This window comes from Proteus sp. G2609 (genome assembly GCF_963896135.1).
In the GTDB taxonomy this organism is placed as follows: Bacteria; Pseudomonadota; Gammaproteobacteria; order Enterobacterales; family Enterobacteriaceae; genus Proteus; species Proteus mirabilis.
Map to the genome: position 1 here is coordinate 25,349 of NZ_CAWQNB010000025.1, position 25,148 is coordinate 50,496.

Consider the following 25,148-nt stretch of genomic DNA (forward strand, 5'->3'; position numbering starts at 1 on the left):
TTAAAAAGAATGACCTTGAAAACAGGTGCGAGTATCCTTATAAGGTTGTATTAAGGAGACTCTATGGGGAAGTATATACCGGTTACATTAAATAATATTACTGCACTTGAATTTCAATCATCCTTACCACAAGGCAAAGTTGCATTAGTTTGCGAAGGCGGTGGACAGCGGGGCATCTTTACTGCCGGTGTTCTTGATGAATTTATGCGCTCTCAATTTGATCCTTTTGATCTACTCCTAGGGGTATCCGCGGGGGCGCAAAACTTATCTGCTTTTGCTTGTGGACAAAGGGGGTACGCCCGCAGAGTCATTAACCGTTATACCACCAATAACCAATTCTTTAATCCGATTCGTTTTGTTCGTGGGGGAAATTTACTCGATCTTGACTGGTATATAGAAACCACTTCGAAAGAAATGCCTTTAAATATGCCTAAAGCATTACGTCGTTTCGATAGTGGTCGCGAGTTTTATATGGTGGCAAGTCGCTCCGACAATTTTAAGGCAAATTATTTTCAACCAGAAAAAAGCACATGGCTTGATATTGTGAAAGCCTCCAGTGCGATCCCCGCGTTTTATCGCAATGGTGTTTTATTTCAAGATGTTGTTTACCATGATGGCGGTATTAGTGATGCGATCCCGGTAAAAGAGGCTTATCGTCGTGGTTGTCGTACAATTGTCGTTATACGAACAGTACCGTCTGAATATCAATATACCACCGAGTGGGTGGATAAAATGGGAAAATGGTTTGAGAATGGCCGTTTTCAACGCTTTCTCAATATGGCTCAAGTCCATATTGAAACTTATACTGACACACTAAGATTTATCCAATCTCCACCTGAAGATGCCGTTATCATTGAAATATATCCACCAACAACACTACAATCTAGTGCATTAGGAAGCCGTTTAAGTGCATTAAATCATGATTATCATGTTGGTAGACGCTGTGGGCGCTATTTTCTAGCCACTATTGGTCAACACTTCTCTAAGAAAAAATTTCAGCAACACGATAAAAAAATATTTAGCCTATTTGAAAATGAAGCAAAAGCAGATAAAGCGGAAGATGCCGAAATCATTCAAAAAGGAACTCGGAGTGTGCACCCTGAAGTAAGGAGTGTTCAAGAATGAGTCGATTTATTGATACGCATTGTCATTTTGATTTTCCCGTCTTTTATCACGACCTTGAGAATAGCCTTGCTTTAGCACAACAGGCTCAGGTAAAAAAAATTATTATTCCTGCGGTTGCTCAGTGGAATTGGGACGCGGTAACGGAATTGTCTCGTTATAACAATGCATTATATTGTGCACTAGGTTTGCATCCTTTATATATTGAAGCGCATACAGAGCAGCACTTGATTGAACTTAAAACACGCCTAAAAACGACGCCACGTTGTGTTGCAATGGGGGAGATGGGTTTGGATAACTATATGACAAATCCACATCCGGAAAAACAGCAACAATTTTTAATAGCACAACTTAAATTGGCGATAGAATTTGATTTACCAGTGATCCTTCATTCACGTAAAACTCATGATAACCTAAGTGCTATTTTGCGCCGTTATTCAGTTCCTCGTAAAGGTGTGATCCATGGTTTTTCCGGCAGTCTGCAACAAGCAGAACGTTTTGTTCAACAAGGCTATTTCATTGGGGTAGGGGGCACTATCACTTATCCACGCGCACAAAAAACACGTCGTGCAATTGCCTCTCTACCCTTAGAGCGCTTGTTATTAGAAACGGATGCGCCTGATATGCCTGTAAATGGTTTTCAAGGCGAGCCTAACCGCCCTGAGCGAATTCTCGCTGTTTTTTCTTCTCTTTGTGAATTGCGTCAAGAGTCAGCAGAGGTTATTGCAAACCAACTTTACCTGAATAGTCTACAATTATTTCAGTTAACAGATGATGCCTAGTTTTAAGTAAATTAGTAATTATTCTTCCATTCGTATTACCGTTTTTTATTAAACTGCTAACCACTTTTCCAAATAAACTTTATCCATTAAGTGCGTTTTTTGCTTTTTAGTGTGATTTAGATCTCATTTGTGACTTTTATGTTACTTTTTTAAGATGCTAATTGTGATGGATATAGAGGGTTCTTTTCTGGGACTAGGTATAATTATCTGGCAAAAAAAGAGTCAATAAACTTAGTAACAAGCTTATTGATAATCCATTAAATTTTTATATGAACAGGGATCCTTCAATGCACCTCATTATGAGCTTGGTCGGAATGGCCACATTGATATTGATAGCCATTCTTTTCTCCAGCAACCGACGTGCAATTAAATTACGCACGGTCGGTGGCGCATTCCTTATTCAAATTGGTTTAGGCGCATTTGTACTTTATTCAGAAAGTGGCCGTAAAGTGTTATTGGCTATTTCTGATGCCGTTAAAAATGTCATCGATTATGGTGAAAACGGCATGAGCTTCCTTTTTGCTGGCTTAGTTTCTGACAAAATGTTTGAGCTATTTGGCAACGGTGGCTTCGTTTTTGCTTTGCGTGTTTTACCTGTTATTGTGTTCTTCTCTTCATTGATAGCAGTACTTTATTACTTAGGTATCATGCAATTTGTCATTAAGATTTTAGGTGGCGGATTACAAAAAGTATTAGGCACTTCTCGTACTGAATCAATGTCTGCAACAGCCAATATCTTCGTTGGACAAACAGAAGCACCACTGGTGGTTCGCCCCTATATTGCTAGAATGACAACCTCAGAACTTTTTGCGGTGATGTGTGGTGGATTAGCATCAGTGGCAGGTTCGGTACTTGCTGGTTATGCAAGTATGGGTGTGCCATTGGAGTATTTGATCACCGCTTCATTTATGGCAGCACCCGGTGGTTTACTCTTCGCAAAACTCTTGGTTCCTGAAACAGAAACACCTGATGATCAAAAAGATGCTTTTGATAACTTAAGTGATGAAGAAAAACCCGCTAATATTATTGATGCTGCGGCATCAGGAGCTTCTTCAGGATTACAACTTGCGTTAAACGTAGGTGCAATGCTACTCGCTTTTGTCGCATTAATTGCCTTAATTAATGGTATTCTTGGCGGAATTGGTGGCTGGTTCGGTTATGAAGACTTCTCGCTAGAATTAATCTTAGGCTGGGTATTTGCACCAATCGCCTTCTTAATTGGTGTGCCTTGGAGTGAGGCAACCATTGCTGGCTCTTTTATTGGTCAAAAACTGGTGATCAACGAATTCTATGCTTACTCGGAGTTTAGTAAATATCTGCAAGATGAATCACAATTAGCAGCAGCGGGTTTAATGGCCTTGTCTGAACAAACAAAAGTGATTATCTCTTTTGCGCTGTGTGGATTTGCTAACCTTTCCTCTGTTGCGGTATTACTGGGTGGTTTAGGGGGAATGGCACCAAGCCGTCGTAAAGATGTCGCACGCTTAGGTATGAAAGCCGTTTTGGCGGGTACACTCTCTAACTTAATGAGTGCAACCATCGCCGGCTTCTTTTTTGCATTAACCGCAATGGCTGTGGTTGCTGCTTAAATAAGAAAGTATTTACAGAGCAGATAGGTAATTGCTTATCTGCTCTTTTTGTTTGTTTTCTGTTGTAATGTTAACTACCTTTATATATATGTGAGTTACTTCGCAACTTGTAGAGAAGTTAGCCAATTAATGAGTCATTTTATTAAAAGTAAAAGTTTTTACGTTATAAAGACGACTTACTGACTTTATTCGAGTAACATTAAACCAGAAAATAAAATTTTTGTGATTCTAATCACAATTTAATGTCTTTAGTTGCAAGTTTCATTTTATTATTGTGACAGAAAGCATATCTAATTGTTCTCTAGCGTGTTCAAATAAGATGTGCTGAAACTTCATGGAATGGCGAAAGCTCAATGACGGGTCGCCGAAGTGAGCATAGCGCGGTGAGAGGGAGCTCAGCTGTCGTTGTAGCACTTGTTACAACCACATCTTCAAGGAACCAAGTCCGCTCGCCAACAAAATTAATCGCTAACCTTAAAGCGTATGCCCATAGAGGGCTTAAGAAACATCGTTGGAGAGTTTTATGACAGATTTAACCGCTGCAGCGCGCCTTGCGCTGTCTTTGATGGATTTAACCACCTTAAATGATGACGACACTGATGAAAAAGTGACAAAACTATGTCATCAGGCGAAAAGCCCAGAAGGTAATACAGCCGCAATCTGTATCTACCCACGCTTTATTCCACTGGCTCGTAAAGTATTACGTGAACAGGGAACACCAGAAATTCGTATTGCAACCGTAACTAACTTCCCTCATGGTAATGATGATTTAGATATCGCATTAGCTGAAACTAATGCAGCATTAGCTTATGGTGCTGATGAGGTTGATGTTGTTTTCCCTTACCGCGCATTAATGGCAGGTAATGAACAGATCGGTTTTGATATCGTTAAAGCATGTAAAGACGCTTGCGCTAAAGCGGGTTCTTTACTGAAAGTTATTATTGAAACGGGTGAGTTGAAAGATGCTGCGCTCATTCGTAAAGCATCTGAAATCTCAATTAAAGCAGGTGCTGATTTTATCAAAACATCCACAGGTAAAGTGCCTGTTAATGCAACACTGGAAAGCGCTGAATTAATGCTTCAAGTGATCCACGATATGGGTGTTGGCAAAGAAGTTGGTTTTAAACCAGCGGGTGGGGTACGTACAGCTGAAGAAGCTGCGCAATACCTTGCATTAGCAAACCGTATTATGGGCGATAACTGGGTTGATGCTCGCCACTTCCGTTTTGGTGCATCAAGTCTGTTAGGTAATTTATTAGCCACACTCGGTCATGGCGAACAAAAATCGTCTAGTGGTTATTAATTCATTTATGAAGTATGCCTACCCGCCAATGGGTGGGCGTTATCAATGCTATAACACCAGGAGGTTGCAGTGTTTCTTGCCCAAGAAATTATTCGTAAAAAGCGTGATGGTCATCCTTTAACTGAAGAAGAGATCCGTTTTTTCATTAATGGCGTCAGAGATAATACTGTTTCTGAAGGTCAAATTGCAGCACTTGCAATGACAATTTATTTTCATGATATGACCATGCCTGAACGTGTGGCTTTGACATTAGCCATGCGTGATTCCGGTACTGTACTAAACTGGAAAAGTCTAAACTTAAATGGTCCTATTGTTGATAAACACTCAACAGGCGGTGTTGGCGATGTTACATCACTGATGTTAGGGCCAATGGTCGCTGCTTGTGGTGGTTATGTTCCGATGATTTCTGGTCGTGGATTAGGTCATACTGGTGGAACTCTTGATAAGCTTGAGTCTATTCCCGGCTTTGATATTTTCCCTGATGATGAAAAATTCCGCGATATTATTCGTCATGTTGGTGTAGCAATTATTGGGCAAACCAATTCATTAGCACCTGCTGATAAACGCTTTTACGCTACACGTGATATTACTGCTACCGTTGATTCAATCCCGCTTATCACTGCATCTATTTTAGGTAAAAAATTAGCTGAAGGTTTGGATGCATTAGTGATGGACGTTAAAGTTGGCTCAGGTGCCTTTATGCCAACATATCAGAAATCTGAAGAGCTAGCAGAATCAATTGTACAAGTAGCAAATGGCGCAGGATGCCAAACTACAGCACTACTGACTGATATGAATGAAGTATTAGCATCAAGTGCAGGTAATGCAGTGGAAGTCCGTGAAGCAGTACAATTCTTAACGGGTGAATACCGTAATCCACGCTTATTTGAAGTTACGATGGCACTGTGTGTAGAAATGTTAGTATCAGGTCGTTTAGCTGACTCACGTCAACAAGCTCGCCAAAAACTGCAAGATGTGCTGGATAACGGTAAAGCAGCGGAAGTCTTTGCTCGTATGGTTGCTGCCCAAAATGGTCCTACAGATTTTGTTGAAAACTACAATAAATACCTGCCAACGGCGGTATTAAGTAAGCCTGTATTTGCTGAGAAAGCCGGTTTTGTCACAGAAATGGATACCCGAGCTTTAGGTATGTCAGTTGTGACTTTAGGCGGTGGTCGCCGTAAAGCAACTGATGCTATTGATTACAGTGTTGGATTAAGTGAAATCGCGGCACTAGGAACAGAAATCAATACAGATACACCACTCGCGATGATCCATGCCAATAGTGAAAAATCATGGCAAGAAGCTGCGGCAGAAGTCCGTAAAGCGATGGTAATTGGTGAGACAAAACGTGAAACGTCACCAATGGTGTATCGCCAAGTCAGCGAATAAGAACTCAATGATGATTTATAAGTGACATATCCGTGGTCTACGGAAAATGACACAGGAGAGAGAATTATGAAACGTGTACATATCATGGTATTAGATTCCTTTGGTATCGGTGCTGCTGGTGATGCGGAGAAATTCGGTGACCAAGGCGCAGACACTTTAGGACATATCGCACAAGCATTTGCAGAAGGTAAAGCGGATAAAGATGGTCGTAAAGGTCCTCTTCACCTACCTAATCTTTGCCGTTTAGGTTTAGGTAAAGCGGCTGAAGAATCAACAGGTAAATTCCCTGTTGGTTTAGACAAAGATGCGGAAATTATTGGTGCTTATGGCTACGCGAGTGAGATCTCTTCTGGTAAAGATACACCGTCAGGCCACTGGGAAATCGCGGGTGTCCCTGTATTATTTGATTGGGGATACTTTAAAGATTTGAAAAACTCTTTCCCTCAAGAGTTGCTAGACAACATTGTTAAACGTGCCAATTTGCCGGGTTATTTAGGTAACTGTCACGCTTCTGGTACAGTTATTCTGGATGAACTGGGTGAAGAGCATATGAAAACTGGGAAACCTATTTTCTATACTTCTGCTGACTCCGTTTTCCAAATTGCTTGTCATGAAGAGACCTTCGGTTTAGATAAATTATATGAGCTATGTGAAATTGCTCGTGATGAACTAAACAAAGGTGATTACAACATCGGTCGTGTCATTGCTCGTCCATTTATTGGCGACAAACCAGGCAATTTCTCACGTACAGGTAATCGTCATGATTTAGCTGTTGAGCCACCAGCACCAACTATGTTGAAAAAACTGGTTGATGAAAAACAAGGCCACGTTGTCTCTATCGGTAAAATTGCTGATATCTATGCAAATGTAGGTATTACTAAGAAAGTGAAAGCAACAGGTATTGATGCTCTGTTCGATGCAACGATTGAAGAGATGAAATTAGCGGGTGATAACACTATCGTTTTCACTAACTTTGTTGATTTCGACTCATCTTATGGTCACCGTCGTGATGTTGTCGGTTATGGTGAAGCACTCGAATTATTCGACCGTCGCTTACCTGAGCTGATGGAATTAGTGAAAGAAGATGATATTTTGATCCTAACCGCAGACCATGGTTGTGACCCAACTTGGCAAGGTTCAGATCATACCCGTGAACACATTCCGGTTCTGGTTTATGGGCCAAAAGTTAAACCAGGTTCATTAGGTCACCGTGAAACTTTTGCTGATATCGGACAAACTGTTGTGAAATACTTCGGTTTATCACCAGTAGAATACGGTAAAGCAATGTTTTAATTTTACTTCGGTAGGCATAGCAATATGTCTACCGAATTATATTTGAATAGTGAAAGATCAATATTAAAAGGAAGAATTATGGCTACCCCTCATATTAACGCAGAAATGGGCGATTTTGCTGATGTCGTTTTAATGCCGGGCGACCCGCTTCGTGCTAAATACATTGCTGAAACTTTTTTACAAGACGTACGTCAAGTAAATAATGTTCGTGGCATGTTAGGTTTTACTGGTACGTATAAAGGCCGTAAAATTTCTGTAATGGGCCACGGTATGGGTATTCCTTCCTGCTCAATTTATGCTAAAGAGCTAATTACTGATTTTGGTGTAAAAGTGATTATTCGCGTGGGTTCATGTGGTGCGGTATTACCAGATGTTGAATTACGTGATGTTGTGATCGGTATGGGAGCATGTACAGATTCTAAAGTTAACCGCTTACGCTTTAAAGACCAAGATTTTGCGGCTATTGCTGATTTTGAATTAGTACAAAATGCTGTCTCTGCTGCGAAAGCAAAAGATATTAAAGTTCGTGTGGGTAATATTTTCTCAGCGGATCTTTTCTACTCGCCTGATCCAGAAATGTTTGATGTGATGGAAAAATACGGCATCTTAGGTGTTGAAATGGAAGCAGCAGGTATTTATGGTGTAGCTGCGGAATATGGTGCACGTGCCCTGACAATTTGTACTGTTTCTGATCACATTAAGAAAGGTACACAAACAACCTCGGAAGAGCGCCAAACTACCTTTAATGAAATGATTGAAATTGCATTAGAATCTGTTCTGTTATTAGAAGACTAATTGATACATTTCGTTGCTTAAATTGAATTGAAACCCAATATTGCATTGGGTTTTTTTATGCCTATTTTTCATTTTATTTATTTGATTTTTAACTTTATTTAATATAATTAGGATTTTTACTAAGTATATTTATATAGAAAATAATCGGTGATTAACTTCACATCATTGAAACTGTTTTTACATGAGTGGTTAGCATTTTTGTAACATAAAGTGCAAATATAATAACGACTACAAGGATCCTCATGTGCTAACGATTATCGGATTACTCATTATTATTTCTATTGTGACATTACTAATGATGGGGAAAACAAGCCCAATTATTGCAATGTCGGTCATACCATTAATTGGTGCGCTTGTCGCAGGTTATTCATTTACTGAAATATCTACTTTTTTTGAATTAGGTATTAAAAAGGTGAGTAGTGTCGCAACGATGTTTTTATTTGCGATACTTTTTTTTAGCATAATGAAAGATCTGCATATTTTTAACCCTCTGATCCGTATGATGATCAGTATCACCCGTGGCAATGTCATTATAGTGTGTATTGTCACAGCGTTAGTCGCGGCTGTTGTACATTTAGATGGTTCGGGAGCGGCGACATTCTTAATTATTATTCCTGCTTTTTTACCGCTATATCGCCGTTTAGGTATGAGCCCTTATCTTATGTTGCTAATTATGTGCACCAGTATGGGGGTGATGAATATGGTACCTTGGGGAGGGCCTTTAGGTAGAGCCTCGGCTGTAACCGGTATTTCGGCTGCGGAATTGTGGCAAAAGATCATCCCAGTACAGATAATTGGTATTTTTGGCTCGATGCTCTTTGCCGCGGTTATGGGGGTGCGAGAAACCAAACGTATTGCTAAAGCAAAACTAAAAGGGACTACGCCTTATGAGCAAGATTCTTTATTAAGACAATTTGATGAAGATCAGCCAGAAACAGGAACAGAAAAACCACAAAAATTTTTGATCAACCTTCTGTTAATTATCGGCTCAATTACGTGTTTAGCCTTAGGATTATTTTCGGCGCCTTATATTTTTATGGTTGCATTATCAGCCGCTCTAGTGATCAACTATCCTAAGCCGAAAGATCAAATAGCGATAATTAATCATCATGCTCCTCAAGCACTCTCTATGGTAGCAATTATTTTAGCGGCAGGTGCTTTTTTAGGCATCATGTCTAATGGGAAAATGCTGGAAGCTATTGCCCTCGATTTAGCAGCAGTATTACCTTCTCATTGGGTTGATAATTTGCATATTGTTGTGGGTATATTAGGCGTTCCCATGGATATCTTTACCAGCACTGATGCTTATTATTTTGCGCTATTGCCTATTGTGCAGGAGGTCACTGCTAGTGGTGGTGTCCATGTTGCTGATGTTGTGTATGCTATGGCCATAGGTAATAATGCCGGAACCTTTGTAAGTCCATTCTCACCAGCCGCTTGGCTTGCTATGGGGCTTGCTGGCACTGATATGGGTAAACATTTACGTTACTCATTTGGTTGGATTTGGCTATTTAGCTTCTTTACCCTAGGTGTTGGCACATTATTGGGACTGTTTTAACTTTTGTAGATTAAGGACGAATTCTAATTAATAAAGCGGGAAGAAATACTGTTCCCGCTTTATGTATTAATCCCCATCTCAATTTGATTTTCCTACTCAATCTTCTATCAGCTATTTCAGCTGTTTCATCACTATTATCAGTTTATTAGTAAAGTTCGTTATCATCGCTTACCAATACTATTTGCCCTAACAGTTTAATATATTAAGTTTTTAACTTATGCTAATTTTTTAATTATTTTTAGTATAAATAACTAATGTTATTAACTTGATTGTTTTTATTAAGCGGCTTTAGCATCATTAACTATTATTTTAATATTTAATGTCACGTAAAAGTTAAGTGAAAAATAAATTATCTATTAATAAAGCATAATGTAGTTTTTTGTTCTTACTTTGAGTATTGTAGTTACATTAAATGCAATTTTAATTGCATTAATTTCATTAAAAATAGATTAATTAATTTAATTAAATATCTATTCTAATAATTTCAATAAGTTATTTGGTTTTAATATTTTTTCATTATATATCAAATTATTACAGTTAATTTCGGCGATAATGCTAATAGTGAGACTATTTTTATTGTGATGTCAGTCACATAAAAGCAAGGTTAGGAGTGCGATGACTGTCAATATAGCTTGCCATTTATCCCTATCTTATTGATATATTTTAAATAAAATAAATTATTAGTTAACTATTTAAATAACAACTGTTATATATAGATCACTAACTATTTCAATAAGAAAATGTATAGTATTGCTATTCAGTTTATTTAAGCTATTGTCGGTTTTTATTTGGAGAATATAGTGAAAAGTCAAGATTTGTTGGGTTTATCTTCTGCTAACATTCTAAATGCTGAATTTGAGAAGAAGTACCGTGATGTTATTACTCACTTTTTCAGCCGTGATCCGCAGTATTGGCCGATATTTCAGGATAAAACCATTCAGTCTATTACACAGTTTAGAAAGACCATGACGAATGATAAGGATCAATTACAGCGTTATGAGAATGGACAGGTGTTATTTGACCGTTTAATGGCTGATGGGCAGATCCAGCAACATATTAATTACCCAGAGAATGATCCTAACGAGTTACTCATGTTAGTGTCGACGTTATGCAAAAACTGGGAAAATCCATTAGCGGTTGAAAATGTCATTGCGATGCCAAGCGATCCGGGTGTTTATGGCTCAATATTAGGATTAATGGGCAATCCTAATATGGTTTATTGTGAATACTCTGGTGTTGCTGATGTTTTAGAAAAAGTCACCATTAAAAAAGTAGCTAAATTAGTAGGGTACGATCCCGAAGTTGCCTCTGGGGTTTTCACCCAAGGTGGAACCATGTGTAACTTATATGGTTATCTATTTGGTTTACGTAAATCAATGCCTAATTCTAAACATTTAGGCATGGCAGCCGATCAGGATTATCGTATTATTAACTCTCAAGGGGGCCATTATTCTAATATGACCAACTTGGCGCTATTAGGGGTTGATGTTAATAACAAGACTATCCGCATTAAGGTGTCCGAAGATAATACGATTAATTTGGAACACTTAGAGCGTGAATTAAGAGCTTGTTTTACTGTTAAGTGTAAAGTACCAACTATTATGCTGACGACAGGGACGACGGACACCTTTGGCGTTGATGATGTTAAAGGCGTTTGCGAATTAAGAGATCGTCTGTGTGAAGAATTTGAAATCGCGGTTAAACCACATATTCACGTCGATGCAGCAGTAGGTTGGCCAATTATTTTCTTCTTAGATTATGATTTTAATAGCAACCCTCTGGCTATCAACGATATTACTTTAGAAGGTTTACGCCAAAATGTGGCGAAATTTAAACATCTAAAATATGCTGATTCAATTACTATTGATTTCCATAAGTGGGGATATGTACCTTATACCTCAAGTTTAGTGTTAGTGAAAAATGGCAATGACTTTGTTGCCCTTGAAAATGATCCGGAAAACTTCACTTACTTTGAACATGAATTAGAAGGTCAAACTCATTTACAATCAACTATTGAATGTACACGTAGCGGGGTTGGTATTTTTGGTGCTTATTCTGCGATGCATTATATGGGGATTGAGGGCTATCAAACCATCATTGCCCATTGCCTACAAAACGCGAACTATATGCGCCATCAATTACTTGCTATGGGGAATGCCAAAGTCATAGTGCCTCAAAACCAAGGCCCAAGCGTTGGGTTTAAATTATATGATCCAAACTTAGTCTCTGATCCTAATGTTGCCTTTGATCTAGAATCAACCTGTGCGACAGATAAAGAAGCCTATGACTTTATGGTACATAATGCACAATGGCATAGAAAATTATTCTTACAACGGGGTAAAAAGGGATTATTTACCAACTGGGTTGACTCTATTGCTTGCTCTAAGTATGCAAAAAATAATCGCTATGTTTATATTCCGGGGGAAAAAGCTGTCTTTATGAACCCGAATACGGAACGTTCCCATATTGATAATTTCTTAAAGATAATTACTGAAATGAGCCATAGTTTAAGTGCTAAGAAAGTTAGCAAGATTTAACTCGTGAGTTAATTGAATAAAATAAACTGTACCTTGATTGAGTAAGCTTACATAAGGTACAGTTTTTTGTATAAGAAGTGTGCTCATTATCTGAGTTGGCTATCTTTACTACCACGGCGATTATAGCCACTAAAGGTATTATATTTTTTATCTATCGCTTCTTGGCAGTTAATACAATAGCGAACCCCTCGAATCGCTTTTTGCCGAGCCAATGGAATTGCTTCACCACACTCATCACAAAACTCAGCACTTTCTCCCTGAGTCATTTGGTTACGCGCTCTTGCAATGGCATCATCAATAGTGGCATCAATTTGTTCTTGAACAGCACTATCATTTGCCCATCCACTTGCCATCATATTCTCCTATTAATACAGTGAATATAGGAATTAATATTGGGATGCTGTCGAAAAAAACAACAGCTAGGAGCACTATTTTTTGATAGATAATGATGGTTAGGTACATTAAAAAGAAAAATAGCCACGTTCCATGTGGCTAAAATAATTGGCTATACTGTTTTTCTTGTTATTGGCCTCTTCAGGTTGCCTCTCTCATAAGCTATTTGATAACAGACAATTAAGTTAAAGCTGTTGTAACTTGTTTTACCGGAACCAGATGACAACAGTCACTTTCACCGGTTTTTTCAAAGGTCGATAAACGGGTGATTAAGAGTGAGTGAATATCTGTTAATAATCCTTCTGTTTGCAGTTTTTGCATGATGTTTTCATCACCATCATTATTATTTTGACGTTGATAAGTGACAGGCGTTACACCACGTAATACAGTCAACTGACCAGCAAGTGCGGGGTTATCTGTTAATGCATAGATATTGTTATTTGGCATAAAGCGCGATAGAAGCGTGACTGATTGACCATTGTCAGTTAAAGCAGCAACGCTCAGATGTTTATCGTTATGAAAAGCTGCTGTGGTCGCCGCTAAAGCAATCCAACGGCCTGTTTGTGAATAGTAAGAAGGGGATTGCCATGGGTTTTCGGCATTGGCGGCAAAAGAGCGCTCTGCACCTTCTGCAACACGAGCCATTGCACGAACGGCTTCTTCAGGATATTTACCTGCGGCTGTTTCTGCAGAAAGCATCACCGCATCTGTGCCATCACCTACTGCATTAGCGATATCCATCACCTCCGCGCGGGTAGGCATGGGATTTTCAATCATGGACTCCATCATTTGGGTGGCTGTAATAACCGGGCAACCTAGAGCACGACAACGAGCAATTAACTGTTTTTGTGCACCAGGAAGACTGGCATCGCCAATTTCAACCGCCAAGTCCCCTCGCGCTACCATAATGACATCCGATGCTTGAATAATGTCATCCATATTGGCTTGACATGAAACGACTTCTGCACGCTCTACTTTGGCAACAATTTTTGCCTGACTGCCAGCAGCAACAATTAAACGACGGGCATATTCAATATCTGCACCATTACGAGGGAAAGAAACGGCTATATAATCTGCTTGAATAGCGGCTGCTGTGTGTATGTCTTGCTTATCTTTGTCCGTTAAGGCTGGTGCGGATAAACCGCCGCCGAGTAAATTAATTCCCTTACGGTTAGATAATTTTCCACCGACAGTGACCATTGTCTCAATATTATTATTATTTACTGCACGGACTTTTAATTGGATATTACCGTCGTCAAGTAACAGAATATTCCCTGGTGTGACTTCTTGTACAAGTTGTGGGTAATCTAACCCCACTTGTTGTTCATCGCCTTGTGTGCTGTCTAAATCTGCATTGAGGATAAAACTATCCCCTTGTGTTAATTGAATAGCATTATTTTTAAAACTCGCTATACGGATCTTAGGGCCTTGCAGATCAGCTAAAATGCCGATAAATACACGATGTTTTTTTGCGACCTGACGGATAGTTGCGGCTGTGGACTGATGCTGTTCGCGAGTACCATGTGAAAAATTTAAACGAAATACATTAGCGCCAGCTAAAATCAGTTTTTCAATCATCTGTTCTGAGCAACTAGCAGGGCCAAGAGTCGCAACAATTTTTGTCTTACGCATAGTGACATTCTCTTTTTTAAAGAGGGATACTGAAAAGTATCCCTTGATAACAACTTAATTTATTAATCCATGGTGACTTTTTTCGCATTCCAGACCAGCGTAGCTAAGATCATGGACACGATGGCAGAACCAATCCAGAAATACTGTACCGTTGTGAAATCATAGTGAGTGATATCACCGACTTGCGTGACTTTGATCAGCGAGGCAGAAACAAGCTCTTGAGCGGATGCGGCAATATAAGCAAAAAGTCCGATAAAGCCTTTTACTGCACCTACTGCGTTTTTTGGCATCAGGTCGCAAGCCGTTAAGCCCGCCAAGAACACCACCAGTCCGCCCATAGCAAAACCAATCATACTTAATGCAATGGCATCCATAACACGGCTTTGTGGACCCCAGAACATGAGGGCGAAACCGGCAATATTGGCGATACCATAAATAAGTGTTGGGATATGACGATTAGCATTAAATAGCTTGTCAGAGGCCATACCGGCTAAGATGGCACCAAAGAAGCCCGCAATAGGGTAAGTTGACATAGCAAAGCCAGCATCAATCAGTGAATAGCCTTTTGAGCCTTGCAGATAAAGCACCGCCCATGAACTGATTGCGTAGCGTGAAATATACATGGCAGCGCAAGCTGCAGCGATGATCCATACGGTAGGTTGTTTTAGGACAAATAATTGAGCACGGCGAGTTTCTTTTGGATCACTTGATTTAACGGCTTCTGACTCTTCACCATATGCACTGGCAGGATCAGGTAGACCATAAGTACGAGGACGATCTTTTAAGATCATCAGTAAGATGATACCTGCTGCAATACCTGCGATACCTGCACCGATAAAACCGGCACGCCAGCCAAAGAAACTCACTATGGTCGCAGTTAATATCCAAGTGATTGCTTCACCGATATTACGTGAGCCACCCCAGATAGAATAGACTGTACCGCGCTGTTTCGGAGAAAACCATTGGAAAATAGACACACAAGAAGGGGCAGATCCTACCGATTGGAACCAACCATTAATTCCCCACAATAAGATGAAGAATAGGCTCGCAGTCGACATTCCCATAAAGATACAAACAAAAGAGGACGCAATCAGCGAGATGGACATAAAGCGGCCAATATTGGCATAATCCGACAAGAAGCCATTGGAAAACTTACCAAAGGCATAGGTAAAGAAGAACGCCGACCCCATTAAACCCAGTTCTGCAGTGGTCACAATACCGGCATCTAGCATCGGCTTTTTAACGACACCAAGTGCCATACGTACCACATAGAACATGGCATAACCTAGTACTAGCCCAAGAAAAACCTGCCACTGATATTTTTTATATATTGAGCGGATCTTTTCATTGGACGCTTCGATTAGCGGCAGATCCTTTCTGGTTTTAAAGAAACTTAACATAGAGATGACTCCGAATATTATTCATGCCTGAAGCTGATTTTGTTTTTCAGGGCAGATGCTATTCATTTAGGCCATCAGAGGGCAAAAGCGCTAATTTGAGTCAGAGCTGACACATTCTGCTGAATCGGTGAGTCAAATTTGTAACATTGCTATTAGGTGTTGGACTAAAAATGAGTGAATATATCGTCGTATCATCATCGAAAATGGGTCATTAAGGACTCATTCACTGAAAATAATAAATATTGCTAAATATCAGAAATTTGATGCTCAACACATTTTTAGGTTTATTCAACACAAAATCAGGGGTATGTCATGAGAATAAAAATAATCTTTAGCCTCATACTATTATTTAGTTGGCTGTTTATCACTCCAGCAAAAAGTGATGAGCAGCCATTGGTTATACTGACGACACTTTCAGATACACCTATGCGACCACTTACCGAAGCTTTTAGTGCTCGTTATCCTGAAACTAAGGTACAAGTGGTTTATCGGCGTGTTGCGATCGCTACACGGATGATGAAGCAGTATCCTACGCAACCTGTTGATATAGTGATGTCCTCTTCGGCTAATTTTTTTCATCATTTAGATAGAGAAGGACTACTCGCGCGCTTACCGATTAACTATGAAACACCAAAATGGCTAACTCGTCATAGTGATATCTTAAATGACAAAATAACCACGGTGGGTTATTCAGGTATTGGGATCATGAGTAACAGACAATACTTGCAAAAGTTAGGTATTCCGGCACCTAAAAGTTGGATTGATTTAAGTGATCCGATTTACCAAGGGCACTTAACTATGACGACACCAGCCAACTCTGGCACGATGCAACTGATGGTTGAAAATGTGCTGCAAGAGTATGGTTGGGAGCGCGGATGGCAAATTTTACTAGAAACCAGTGGTAACCTTTCTTCGATATCGGCACGTAGTTCACGAGTGAGTGACGCTATTGCCAGAGGTATTGTGGGGGCGGGGCCTATTATTGATAATTACGCTTTTAACCACCAAAAACGCTTTGATTTTGTTGATTTTAGTTATTTTGATAAATCAATTATTTTACCTGCTTATGTCGCTATTGTGGCTGAAAGCAGTAAAAGAGATACTGCGGCCAAATTTATCGCCTTTCTTTTATCGGATGAAGGACAAGAGATTATCTATAAAAGTGATATGGCGAAGATCCCCCTTAGCAAAGAAATTTTACGTAATAATGATGAGCTTGCTAATAATACTGAGTTTATTTTAAACAGTAATGAAGCCTATCGCCGTAGCGAAGTGGTCAATGTTCTTTTTGATCAAATGATCACCCATAATTTTCCATTAATGCGCCAAGTTTGGAATGAGATCCACGAGGCAGAAAAACAACAAAATCGATCACCAGAACGGATCGCAGCAACCAATCAAGCCCGAAAAATAGCCAGTTCAGTGCTAATTAGCGAAAAAGAAGCTAATTCACCGACATTACAAGCCTTATTTATGAAAGAAGCCGATCAGCGGGAATATTCAGATCAAGCGTTAGCCGTATTGTACCAATGGCGTACATTAGAAGCGGAAAAACTTGAACAAGCATTAGTTTTATTGAAAGAAACTAAATCTCCCTAACCGCCTTGTGGTTCAGATATACAGTTGAAAATACTGTTTTTTTGAAAGGTATGATGGATGCAGATATTAATGCCTAAGCAATCGGGCAAACTCGGTAGACGCCTTTATTTGGCGTTTATCTTTAGTTCGTTACTCACTTTATTGATTGGTGGGGTGATATTTTTTATGTGGGGAAAATTAGCCACTCAAATCAATGCGTCTGTTGGTGACTCCTTACCTATGTTAACCACCAGCTATAATATGGAGCGTTACAGCACTAATTTACAGATGCTATTAAAAGAGCGTGAGCAAACACAACGTAAATCAGTTTCAGAACAACAAAAACAGCAAATTTATCAACTATTAGATAATCTGCGCGAGTTTCCGATTGAGCAACAATCACAACGCACTTTTTATAATCAATTAGTGGATGACTTATCAAACTTAATTGAGCAGCAAGATATTTTATTAGATAAACGTCGTGAACTTGAAAATAGGTTAGCACAGCTTTTAGGTCAATTGGCTTGGATGCATGATGCGGTAGGTGAAGATATTAAGCCTCTACTTAATGAAATTGAGTGGCATGTCAGCCAAATGCTTAATGAAAAAAATGTGCAGGAAAATAGCTTACAACTGCTTTTAGAATCAACGTTACTTCAAGAGTTATTCACTACAGAAAATGAATTAATTAGCTTAGTGGAAGAAATTGCACATCAACGCTATAGCCGTGATATTGATGTCGCATTTCACTATATAAGTGTCAAAATTGATGAAATTATCGCTTTAAATCAAAAATTAAAAAGCTATCCTTCTACCATTGCTCATCGCCAAGTATTGCAAGAAATTATTGCGATCACTCGTTTTGACGGTGATATCTATCAAACATTGATTGATGATGTCGAAACCGAAAAAAAACTTAAAGCACTTACCCCTAAATTAAATGAAAAATTATCTCAGTTTGATAATGCAGTAAGAAGTAATGTGCTTGCCACCAGTGAAGCATTGAATAAGCTCAATGATAATACGCGACAACTGATGGCAACGGGAAAAATTGTCATTATCTTAATTGTCGTTGCTTCACTATTGCTCAGCATTATTGTCATGAAAATCTTAATAGATAGGCGACTGATTGCTAGATTAAATAAGTTGAGTGATGATCTCGCCCATGTTGCTAAAGGTCATTTAACAGAGCCTGTATTAATTGAAGGGCAAGATGAAATTGGATTATTAAGTCGCCGTTTGCGGCGCTTTTGGCGTCAAATGAAAGAAGTTGAAGCCACGAATGCCCTGAATCTGATTAATAATACCGATGCCAGTTTAATTACTTGTCATCATGATGGACGTATGGAAACCGTCAATCCCAGTGCTGCTACTTTATTAGGTATTGGTCATGAACAGAGCAATAAACCATTATGGTTATTATTTAGTGGTGAAGCCAATACGATATTAAGAGCGCAGTTTAGTCCCACAAGTCCGCTTTATTTGTTTGGGCAAAGTGAGTCTATTGTGAGCATGGTAAAACAAGGAAAGCCTCATTTTCTGCAATTTAATATTCGCGAATATCCTCATAAAGACGAGCATAAATATATTGTGACGATCACGGATATTACTCGCCAAGAATTAAGTCGATTAGAATTAAAACATCTTGTGGCATTAAAAACCCAAGATTTACAAGAAAAGAACCAACAATTAAATGAAGAAATTGTGCGTCGTGAACAAGCACAAAAACACTTAATTCAGACACAAGAAGAGTTAGTGCAAGCGGCCAAAATGGCTGTAGTAGGACAAGCAATGACCAGTCTTGCACATGAATTAAATCAACCGCTTTCAGCCATTAATACCTACTTATATAGCGTTAAATTAACACTACAGATGGAGAAATATGACCAACTTCCTGATCCCATTGAGCGTATTGAAAAATTATGTGCTCGTATGAATAGGATCATTACGGCATTACGTAATTTTTCTAAAAAATCCTCATCTGAAGTCAGTTATGTTTCAGCGCCGTTACAGGGGCTGGTGGAAAGTGCCATGGTATTAGTGGAATCGCGCTCTAAACGAGAGCAGTGCACCATTATCAATAATATCCCCAGTGAACTGAATATTTGTGCCGATCCAACACAAATAGAGCAGGTCTTAGTTAACCTGTTTGTTAATGCAATGGATGCGGTCGCAGGAATGGGCGAAAGTCAGATCAGCGTCGACCTATTATCGGATGAAGCTAAATATCAACGAGTGGGCATTACCGATAGTGGCAAAGGATTTAATGCTGATGTTTTACCAAAATTATTCACCCCTTTTACCACCACCAAAGATGTTGGGCTAGGGTTAGGGCTATCGATTTGCCGTTCTATTATGCAACGGTTTGGTTATGAAATTTACTTAGCATCGGCATTAAATGGCGGTGCAATGGTTGTTTTGGAGTTTACTCATGACACAGTCACTGCTGTCTGATATTGATGTACTATTAATTGATGATGATGAGGATATTCTCGAATCTTATCGTCATTTGCTTAATCTTGCCGGAATGGTTGCCAGAGTGACTGATTCGCCAGAAAAAGCATTGAGTCTGCTGACACCAGAATATGAAGGTGCGGTAGTGTTAGATATTTACATGCCTGCGATGAATGGCATGGAAGTCTTAGCACGTATTCAACAAATTGATCCTCGTATTCCGGTGATTATGATCACCGGCCACGGTGATATACCCCTTGCTGTAGAGGCCGTTAAAAAAGGCGCTTATGATTTTATTGAAAAGCCTATTAATCCACCGCTATTTTTAGAGTTAGTTGCTAAAGCACATAAAGAGCGAAAATCACTTCTTTCACTTAGAAAAACGATGATCACCACGACTCAAGAGCGTTTAGTTGGCGATAGTGCGCAAATTACCGCCATTAGACAGCAAGTACAGCAAATTGCTGATATTGATAAAGACTTAATGATTGAAGGTGAGATGGGGACAGGGCGACATCTACTCGCTCAGTTATTACATGAATTAAGTCCTCACAGCGATAAAGCGGTGACTACGGTAGATTGTCAAAATTTAGTAGATATTAAGCCACTGATTGCTCAAATAGAGCAAGAGGAAGTCGGCACACTGATTTTACGCTCCCCTTATGATTTACCTTCTGGTGCACAACGTTGGTTAAGTGCTTACCTATTAGATATGGAAAGGCAGGGTAAGCGTCAATTTAGAACGATCGCGATTTTAGAAAATAATACCCAGCAATTAGTCACTGAAGGGCGATTGATACCTGAGTTCTATTACTACTTTTCGCAAATAACTTTTTCTTTGCCACCATTAAGCGCAAGACGCCCGGATATTATTCCTCTATTTAGAGCCTTTTTACGGCAAAGTGCTCAGCGGCTTGGGATCGCCGTACCAAAAATTGATCGTAATTATCTCGATATATTAAAACGTTATGATTGGCCTGGAAACATTCGTGAGCTACGGAATGTCGCTGAACTCTATGCTGTTGGTATTGTGAAAATGGTTGATAGTGAGCAACATCGTGCCATTATCCCCCCTGAAGGGCCTTTAGATAACTTAGTTGATGATTATGAGCGTCGCTTAATTGAAGATGCACTCTATTTATTTGCTGGCCGTGTGAGCGATGTGGCTGATTATTTAGGTATCCCACGTAAAAAACTCTATTTACGCATGAAAAAGCATGAACTGGATAAAGAAAGCTATAAACCAAAAATTTAATATTATTATTTAATACAATTATTATTTATAAGGTAAACAATAAAGAAACGTTAATAACGTTTCTTTATTATTATAATTTAAATGTTGTTTAATTGTTGCTTTTATATAATAAATTTAATTGAGTCATCAATGGATTATCTTATATAGATAAATTAATATGTTTATACAATACACTTAATCACTTTATCAACGAGAGATTATCTTAAATAGATAGGAATATATATTTATATTTCAGAATTAGATTATCTAAAGAAAATAAAATAAAAAACGTTACATAAGCATATTTTTGCTAAATAACTCGTGATTCTTTCTTTTTTGATTTTTAAAACTAAAAATTTTATTTTTTTTGATTTATTTATTGAGGCTTATTTACTTTTGTAATTTTTAATTCTAACTTACTCTTTTTAGGTGTTTATAGTTATTTGGTTTTTTTTTAATATAAAAATTTTATATTTTTTTCTTTATGGCTTTTTTATCTGATATTTATCTTTTATTGACTAGTTAATAATAAATTATTGTTTAGGTGAAAATAGGACGTCTTATTCAGCTTTGACAGAATAACAATAGAATGAGATCATTTTAACAAAAGGTAGGTTTTTAAATTATGTTTTTAAACCTATTTTAGTTTCAATTTCACCTATATTAATAAGTAATAACATAGTATTAAAAAATTATTATGAATATATAAATTGCTTATCAAAATATGATAATCATTTATTGTTTGTGTTTTTTTAATATTTAACAATGTAATGATAGTGTTAAATAAAAATATGATTTTATATTTTTATTTATTATTTACTAGGCTTATCTCTAATAAATATCAATAAACTTTATTGAGCGTTAAGGAAAAGATATGAAATTTAATAAATTAGCATTAGGCGTAGCTTTATCTATGATAGTTGTTGCCCCCACTTTTGCAGAAGATCCAGTAGAACCAACAAATCCAACAACACAAGCAGAAAGTAGTCAAGGTACCATTCGTTTTACAGGATTTATTAATGATGTTCCTTGCTCTATTGATAACGATAACTTAAATCAAACAGTAAAATTCGGCGAAATCGCATTACATGAACTGACTACCAACAACTTCCGTTCAGATAGTGAGAATTTCGATATCGTATTAAAAAACTGCTCTACAGAAACCTATAAAACAGCAAAAGTTGCTTTTACTGGTTCAACAGTAAGTGGTTTTGAAGGTTATACAGGTGAGTTATTGGGATTAGGAAGCAAAGTTGAGAATGCGGGTATTGTGATCACAGACCGTGCTAATAATCCAATTACTTTTGGTCAAGGATTCCCAACTGAGGGTAAATCATTAAATAATGGTGATGGTACAACGACTACCCTTCAATTTTCAGCCTATGTAAAAGGTAATGAAGCTAAGGATAAGAAAGCAACCACAGGTTCTTTTGATACTGTAGCTAACTTCAAAGTGATTTATCAGTAATAGATTTATCCATAAATTATGTGGTGCTCATGCACCACATATTGATTAACTGTTGTTTTTATCTTCTATTAAGAGTACAGGAGATGGTGTGCGAGATGGAATATGAGAAAATAAAAAACAACATAAAGATAATCATTTTACTCTGTTCGTCTCTTTCATTACCTATTTTTGCTGAAGATGCTGTCGATTTTAATACCGATTTTTTAACAGACACCGGTGTTGAAAATACGGATTTTTCTAGATTTGCTTATGCTAATTATATTCAACCGGGTAGCTACCTATTAGCTACAGCTGTAAATAAACAAAGAATAAAAAACGAAGAATCAATCTTATTTTTTGTACCAGACTACGATAATAAATTATCACTTCCATGTATTACCACAGAGGCCTATCCATTGTTAGGTTTAAAACCTGAATGGGAAAAGAAAGTCACTTGGCTAACAACAAATAGTATGCAGTGTCTTGATTTTCGGTCTATTCCAAATATGAGTGCGGTAGGTGATCTTTACACTGGTATGCTTAATATCAGTATTCCACAGGCTTTTATGGAGTATCAAGATCCGAATTGGGATCCACCTTCACGTTGGGATGATGGTATCGCAGGGGCATTTATTGATTATAATATGTCCAGCCGTTTAATTCGCAATGAAAGCAATGATAAAAGCACGAAAACAGGTACTAATATTAATGGTGTCATGGGCATTAATATGGGGGCTTGGCGTTTGCGCGCTGATTGGCAGGCATCAGGAGGAAACCTAAATCGTAGCGATAAATCTTGGCGTTGGGATCAGATTTATTTATTTCGTGCTATTCGATCTCTAGGCGCTAAATTGATGTTAGGTGAGCAATATCTAGCATCTGAGTTGTTCGATAGCTTTCGTTATATTGGTGTGTCATTAGAAAGTGATAATGCGATGATCCCTCCCCGCTTACAAGGTTATGCGCCAGAAATAGCTGGGGTTGCTAAGTCTAATGCAACCGTTATTGTTCGCCAAGATGGCCGAATTATTTATCAAAATGATGTCAGCCCTGGCCCATTTCGTATTCAAGATGTAAATGCTTTTGGGGGCGGTACCTTAGATGTTACTATCGAAGAGCAAGACGGTTCTGTGCAAAATTATCAGATGGAAACATCACGATTAGGGACACTGACACGACCTGGACAATTTTTATATAAATTTGTTATGGGTAAGCCAACTAAAAATGAGCATGATACGGAAGGTCCTGCTTTTTCATTAGGCTCATTTTCATGGGGGGCAATGAATAATACAACGTTATATGGTGGTTTATTAGCATCAACAGAATATCAAAATATTGCATTAGGTGTGGGGCAAGATTTAGCACCATTTGGCGTATTATCTTTTAATGTTTCAGCTTCCCGTGCTGAAATGGGGCACTACTTTGGTGATAAAACCCTTTCGGGCACCTCTTATAATGTCACTTACTCGAAACAATTCGATGAAATTAATAGTCAGATAACTTTTGCAGGGTATCGTTTTTCTCAACGCGATTATATGAGTATGTCGCAATTTTTAGATGGGCGCTATCGAGGTGTGACTATCGATAGCGGGAAAGAATTATATAGTATTATTTTTGGTACAGCATTTCCTGATTATCATATTAATACCTACTTAAATTACTCACGACAAACCTACTGGAATCGTCCATCAACAAATAATTATAGTATGACTGTTTCTAGTTATTTTGATTGGGCTAATTTTAAAAACATATCTGTTAATTTATCTGCTTATAAAGTGGAATCAGCACAGAATAATGATGAAGGGGTTTATGTTTCATTAGGTATACCTATTGAACGTAATGAAGCTAATGTTAGCTATTCAGGCTCATTTAATCGTCGAAGTACCAGTAATACAGTAAATTACTATGAGCGATTAGATGAAAAAAGTAATTATAATTTATCCGCAGGAACGTGGGATAGCAATAAAACGAATCTTTCAGGTTTTTATACTCATGATGGTAATTTAGCAAAATTATCTGCAAGTGGAACTTATACAGAAGGGAATCAAAGTGCATTATCTATGCAGTTAATGGGAGGTATAACTCTTACACCTGAAGGTGGAGCGATACATCGTATTTCGACTATGGGAAGTTCTAGAATATTAGTTGATACCAATCATGTTGCAAATATACCAATAAAAACAGGATTAGTACCAGTAGAAACGAATCGTCATGGTAAAGCGGTATTAATGGCTCGACAAAATTATTCTCGTAGTAATATTTCTATTGATATTAACCAATTACCAGAAAATGCAGATGCGGTACAATCATCACAATATGCCACTTTAACAGAAGGGGCTATTGGTTATCGTAAATTTAATGTGATTGAAGGTGAGAAAGTGCTAGCCGTCATTACCCGTGCTGCTGATCATAGTTTTCCGCCTTTTGGTGCGAGTGTTTATAACAAAAATAATATTGAAGTGGGAATGATATCAGATGATGGTTTTGTTTATTTATCAGGAGTTAAAGCGGGAGAAACATTAGGTATTAAATGGGAAAATGGAATGTGTAAATTTCAATTACCTGAAACATTAGAAAATAATTTAAGCAATACTTTATTGCTTCTTTGTAAATAATTTCAAGTCAACAAGTTATATTTA

The 25,148-nt window shown here is 38.1% G+C and carries 17 protein-coding genes; 14 read left to right on the forward strand and 3 right to left on the reverse strand.

Going from position 1 to position 25,148, the window contains the following annotated elements; all coding sequences use genetic code 11:
• Positions 1-63: 63 nt before the first annotated feature.
• The 9 genes from AACV01_RS06700 (at position 64) to AACV01_RS06740 (ending at position 12,371) form a co-directional block, all read left to right on the forward strand.
• Positions 64-1,125, forward strand: coding sequence for a patatin-like phospholipase family protein (locus AACV01_RS06700; RefSeq protein WP_004245643.1), 1,062 nt, complete (start codon positions 64-66; stop codon positions 1,123-1,125).
• Positions 1,122-1,904 carry a TatD family hydrolase gene (locus AACV01_RS06705; RefSeq protein WP_060554876.1) on the forward strand — a complete coding sequence of 261 codons (783 nt, stop codon included), beginning with the start codon at positions 1,122-1,124 and terminating at the stop codon, positions 1,902-1,904. The genes AACV01_RS06700 and AACV01_RS06705 overlap by 4 nt, the downstream gene beginning before the upstream one ends.
• Before the next feature lie 287 nt (positions 1,905-2,191).
• Positions 2,192-3,493, forward strand: coding sequence for a NupC/NupG family nucleoside CNT transporter (locus tag AACV01_RS06710; RefSeq protein WP_049196975.1), 1,302 nt, complete (start codon positions 2,192-2,194; stop codon positions 3,491-3,493).
• Between the two features lie 523 nt (positions 3,494-4,016).
• Positions 4,017-4,796 (forward strand): deoxyribose-phosphate aldolase, encoded by a 780-nt coding sequence (deoC, locus tag AACV01_RS06715; protein WP_020946231.1) that lies wholly within the window; start codon positions 4,017-4,019, stop codon positions 4,794-4,796.
• Between the two features lie 69 nt (positions 4,797-4,865).
• Complete coding sequence (gene deoA / locus AACV01_RS06720; protein ID WP_161682611.1) at positions 4,866-6,188, forward strand: thymidine phosphorylase; 1,323 nt, start codon at positions 4,866-4,868, stop codon at positions 6,186-6,188.
• 66 nt (positions 6,189-6,254) lie between these two features.
• Positions 6,255-7,481 (forward strand): phosphopentomutase, encoded by a 1,227-nt coding sequence (gene deoB / locus AACV01_RS06725; protein WP_004245637.1) that lies wholly within the window; start codon positions 6,255-6,257, stop codon positions 7,479-7,481.
• A gap of 78 nt (positions 7,482-7,559) precedes the next feature.
• Complete coding sequence (deoD, locus tag AACV01_RS06730) at positions 7,560-8,276, forward strand: purine-nucleoside phosphorylase (protein ID WP_004249423.1); 717 nt, start codon at positions 7,560-7,562, stop codon at positions 8,274-8,276.
• A 244-nt stretch (positions 8,277-8,520) separates the two neighbouring features.
• Complete coding sequence (locus AACV01_RS06735; RefSeq protein ID WP_020946230.1) at positions 8,521-9,834, forward strand: CitMHS family transporter; 1,314 nt, start codon at positions 8,521-8,523, stop codon at positions 9,832-9,834.
• Positions 9,835-10,634: 800 nt separating this feature from the next.
• Positions 10,635-12,371 (forward strand): pyridoxal phosphate-dependent decarboxylase family protein, encoded by a 1,737-nt coding sequence (locus AACV01_RS06740; protein ID WP_041701276.1) that lies wholly within the window; start codon positions 10,635-10,637, stop codon positions 12,369-12,371.
• An 86-nt stretch (positions 12,372-12,457) separates the two neighbouring features.
• Here the strand turns inward: AACV01_RS06740 and AACV01_RS06745 are convergent, their stop codons facing one another.
• The 3 genes from AACV01_RS06745 to AACV01_RS06755 form a co-directional block, all read right to left on the reverse strand.
• The gene (locus tag AACV01_RS06745) at positions 12,458-12,724 is read right to left on the reverse strand and encodes a DksA/TraR family C4-type zinc finger protein (protein ID WP_004249427.1); all 267 of its coding nucleotides are present in this window, start codon (positions 12,722-12,724) and stop codon (positions 12,458-12,460) included.
• 220 nt (positions 12,725-12,944) lie between these two features.
• Positions 12,945-14,396: a pyruvate kinase gene (gene pyk / locus AACV01_RS06750; protein ID WP_046334912.1), complete on the reverse strand. Its 1,452-nt coding sequence runs from the start codon at positions 14,394-14,396 to the stop codon at positions 12,945-12,947.
• Positions 14,397-14,458: 62 nt separating this feature from the next.
• Complete coding sequence (locus AACV01_RS06755) at positions 14,459-15,796, reverse strand: MFS transporter (RefSeq protein WP_004245631.1); 1,338 nt, start codon at positions 15,794-15,796, stop codon at positions 14,459-14,461.
• Positions 15,797-16,108: 312 nt separating this feature from the next.
• Between AACV01_RS06755 and AACV01_RS06760 the strand changes: the two genes are divergently transcribed.
• The 5 genes from AACV01_RS06760 to AACV01_RS06780 all read left to right on the forward strand — a co-directional run bounded on the left by AACV01_RS06760 (position 16,109) and on the right by AACV01_RS06780 (position 25,124).
• Positions 16,109-17,395 carry an ABC transporter substrate-binding protein gene (locus AACV01_RS06760; protein ID WP_004245630.1) on the forward strand — a complete coding sequence of 429 codons (1,287 nt, stop codon included), beginning with the start codon at positions 16,109-16,111 and terminating at the stop codon, positions 17,393-17,395.
• Between the two features lie 57 nt (positions 17,396-17,452).
• Positions 17,453-19,828, forward strand: a complete 2,376-nt coding sequence (locus tag AACV01_RS06765) for an ATP-binding protein (RefSeq protein ID WP_004245629.1) — start codon at positions 17,453-17,455, stop codon at positions 19,826-19,828.
• Positions 19,806-21,083, forward strand: a complete 1,278-nt coding sequence (locus AACV01_RS06770) for a sigma-54-dependent transcriptional regulator (RefSeq protein WP_046334913.1) — start codon at positions 19,806-19,808, stop codon at positions 21,081-21,083. The genes AACV01_RS06765 and AACV01_RS06770 overlap by 23 nt, the downstream gene beginning before the upstream one ends.
• An 853-nt stretch (positions 21,084-21,936) precedes the next feature.
• On the forward strand, positions 21,937-22,530 hold the full coding sequence (locus tag AACV01_RS06775) for a fimbrial protein (protein WP_060554874.1): 594 nt from the start codon (positions 21,937-21,939) through the stop codon (positions 22,528-22,530).
• Positions 22,531-22,625: 95 nt separating this feature from the next.
• Positions 22,626-25,124, forward strand: coding sequence for a fimbria/pilus outer membrane usher protein (locus AACV01_RS06780; protein ID WP_046334914.1), 2,499 nt, complete (start codon positions 22,626-22,628; stop codon positions 25,122-25,124).
• Positions 25,125-25,148 lie beyond the last annotated feature (24 nt).

What these genes read in the sequence shown, in the direction of transcription:
- AACV01_RS06700 (WP_004245643.1), top strand. Translation starts at nt 64, where the DNA reads ATGGGGAAGTATATACCGGTTACATTAAATAATATTACTGCACTTGAA.
- AACV01_RS06760 (WP_004245630.1), top strand. Translation starts at nt 16,109, where the DNA reads ATGAGAATAAAAATAATCTTTAGCCTCATACTATTATTTAGTTGGCTG.
- AACV01_RS06755 (WP_004245631.1), bottom strand. Translation starts at nt 15,796, where the DNA reads ATGTTAAGTTTCTTTAAAACCAGAAAGGATCTGCCGCTAATCGAAGCG.
- pyk (WP_046334912.1), bottom strand. Translation starts at nt 14,396, where the DNA reads ATGCGTAAGACAAAAATTGTTGCGACTCTTGGCCCTGCTAGTTGCTCA.
- AACV01_RS06705 (WP_060554876.1), top strand. Translation starts at nt 1,122, where the DNA reads ATGAGTCGATTTATTGATACGCATTGTCATTTTGATTTTCCCGTCTTT.
- AACV01_RS06710 (WP_049196975.1), top strand. Translation starts at nt 2,192, where the DNA reads ATGCACCTCATTATGAGCTTGGTCGGAATGGCCACATTGATATTGATA.
- deoD (WP_004249423.1), top strand. Translation starts at nt 7,560, where the DNA reads ATGGCTACCCCTCATATTAACGCAGAAATGGGCGATTTTGCTGATGTC.
- deoB (WP_004245637.1), top strand. Translation starts at nt 6,255, where the DNA reads ATGAAACGTGTACATATCATGGTATTAGATTCCTTTGGTATCGGTGCT.
- AACV01_RS06765 (WP_004245629.1), top strand. Translation starts at nt 17,453, where the DNA reads ATGCAGATATTAATGCCTAAGCAATCGGGCAAACTCGGTAGACGCCTT.
- AACV01_RS06780 (WP_046334914.1), top strand. Translation starts at nt 22,626, where the DNA reads ATGGAATATGAGAAAATAAAAAACAACATAAAGATAATCATTTTACTC.
- AACV01_RS06775 (WP_060554874.1), top strand. Translation starts at nt 21,937, where the DNA reads ATGAAATTTAATAAATTAGCATTAGGCGTAGCTTTATCTATGATAGTT.
- AACV01_RS06770 (WP_046334913.1), top strand. Translation starts at nt 19,806, where the DNA reads ATGACACAGTCACTGCTGTCTGATATTGATGTACTATTAATTGATGAT.
- AACV01_RS06745 (WP_004249427.1), bottom strand. Translation starts at nt 12,724, where the DNA reads ATGGCAAGTGGATGGGCAAATGATAGTGCTGTTCAAGAACAAATTGAT.
- deoC (WP_020946231.1), top strand. Translation starts at nt 4,017, where the DNA reads ATGACAGATTTAACCGCTGCAGCGCGCCTTGCGCTGTCTTTGATGGAT.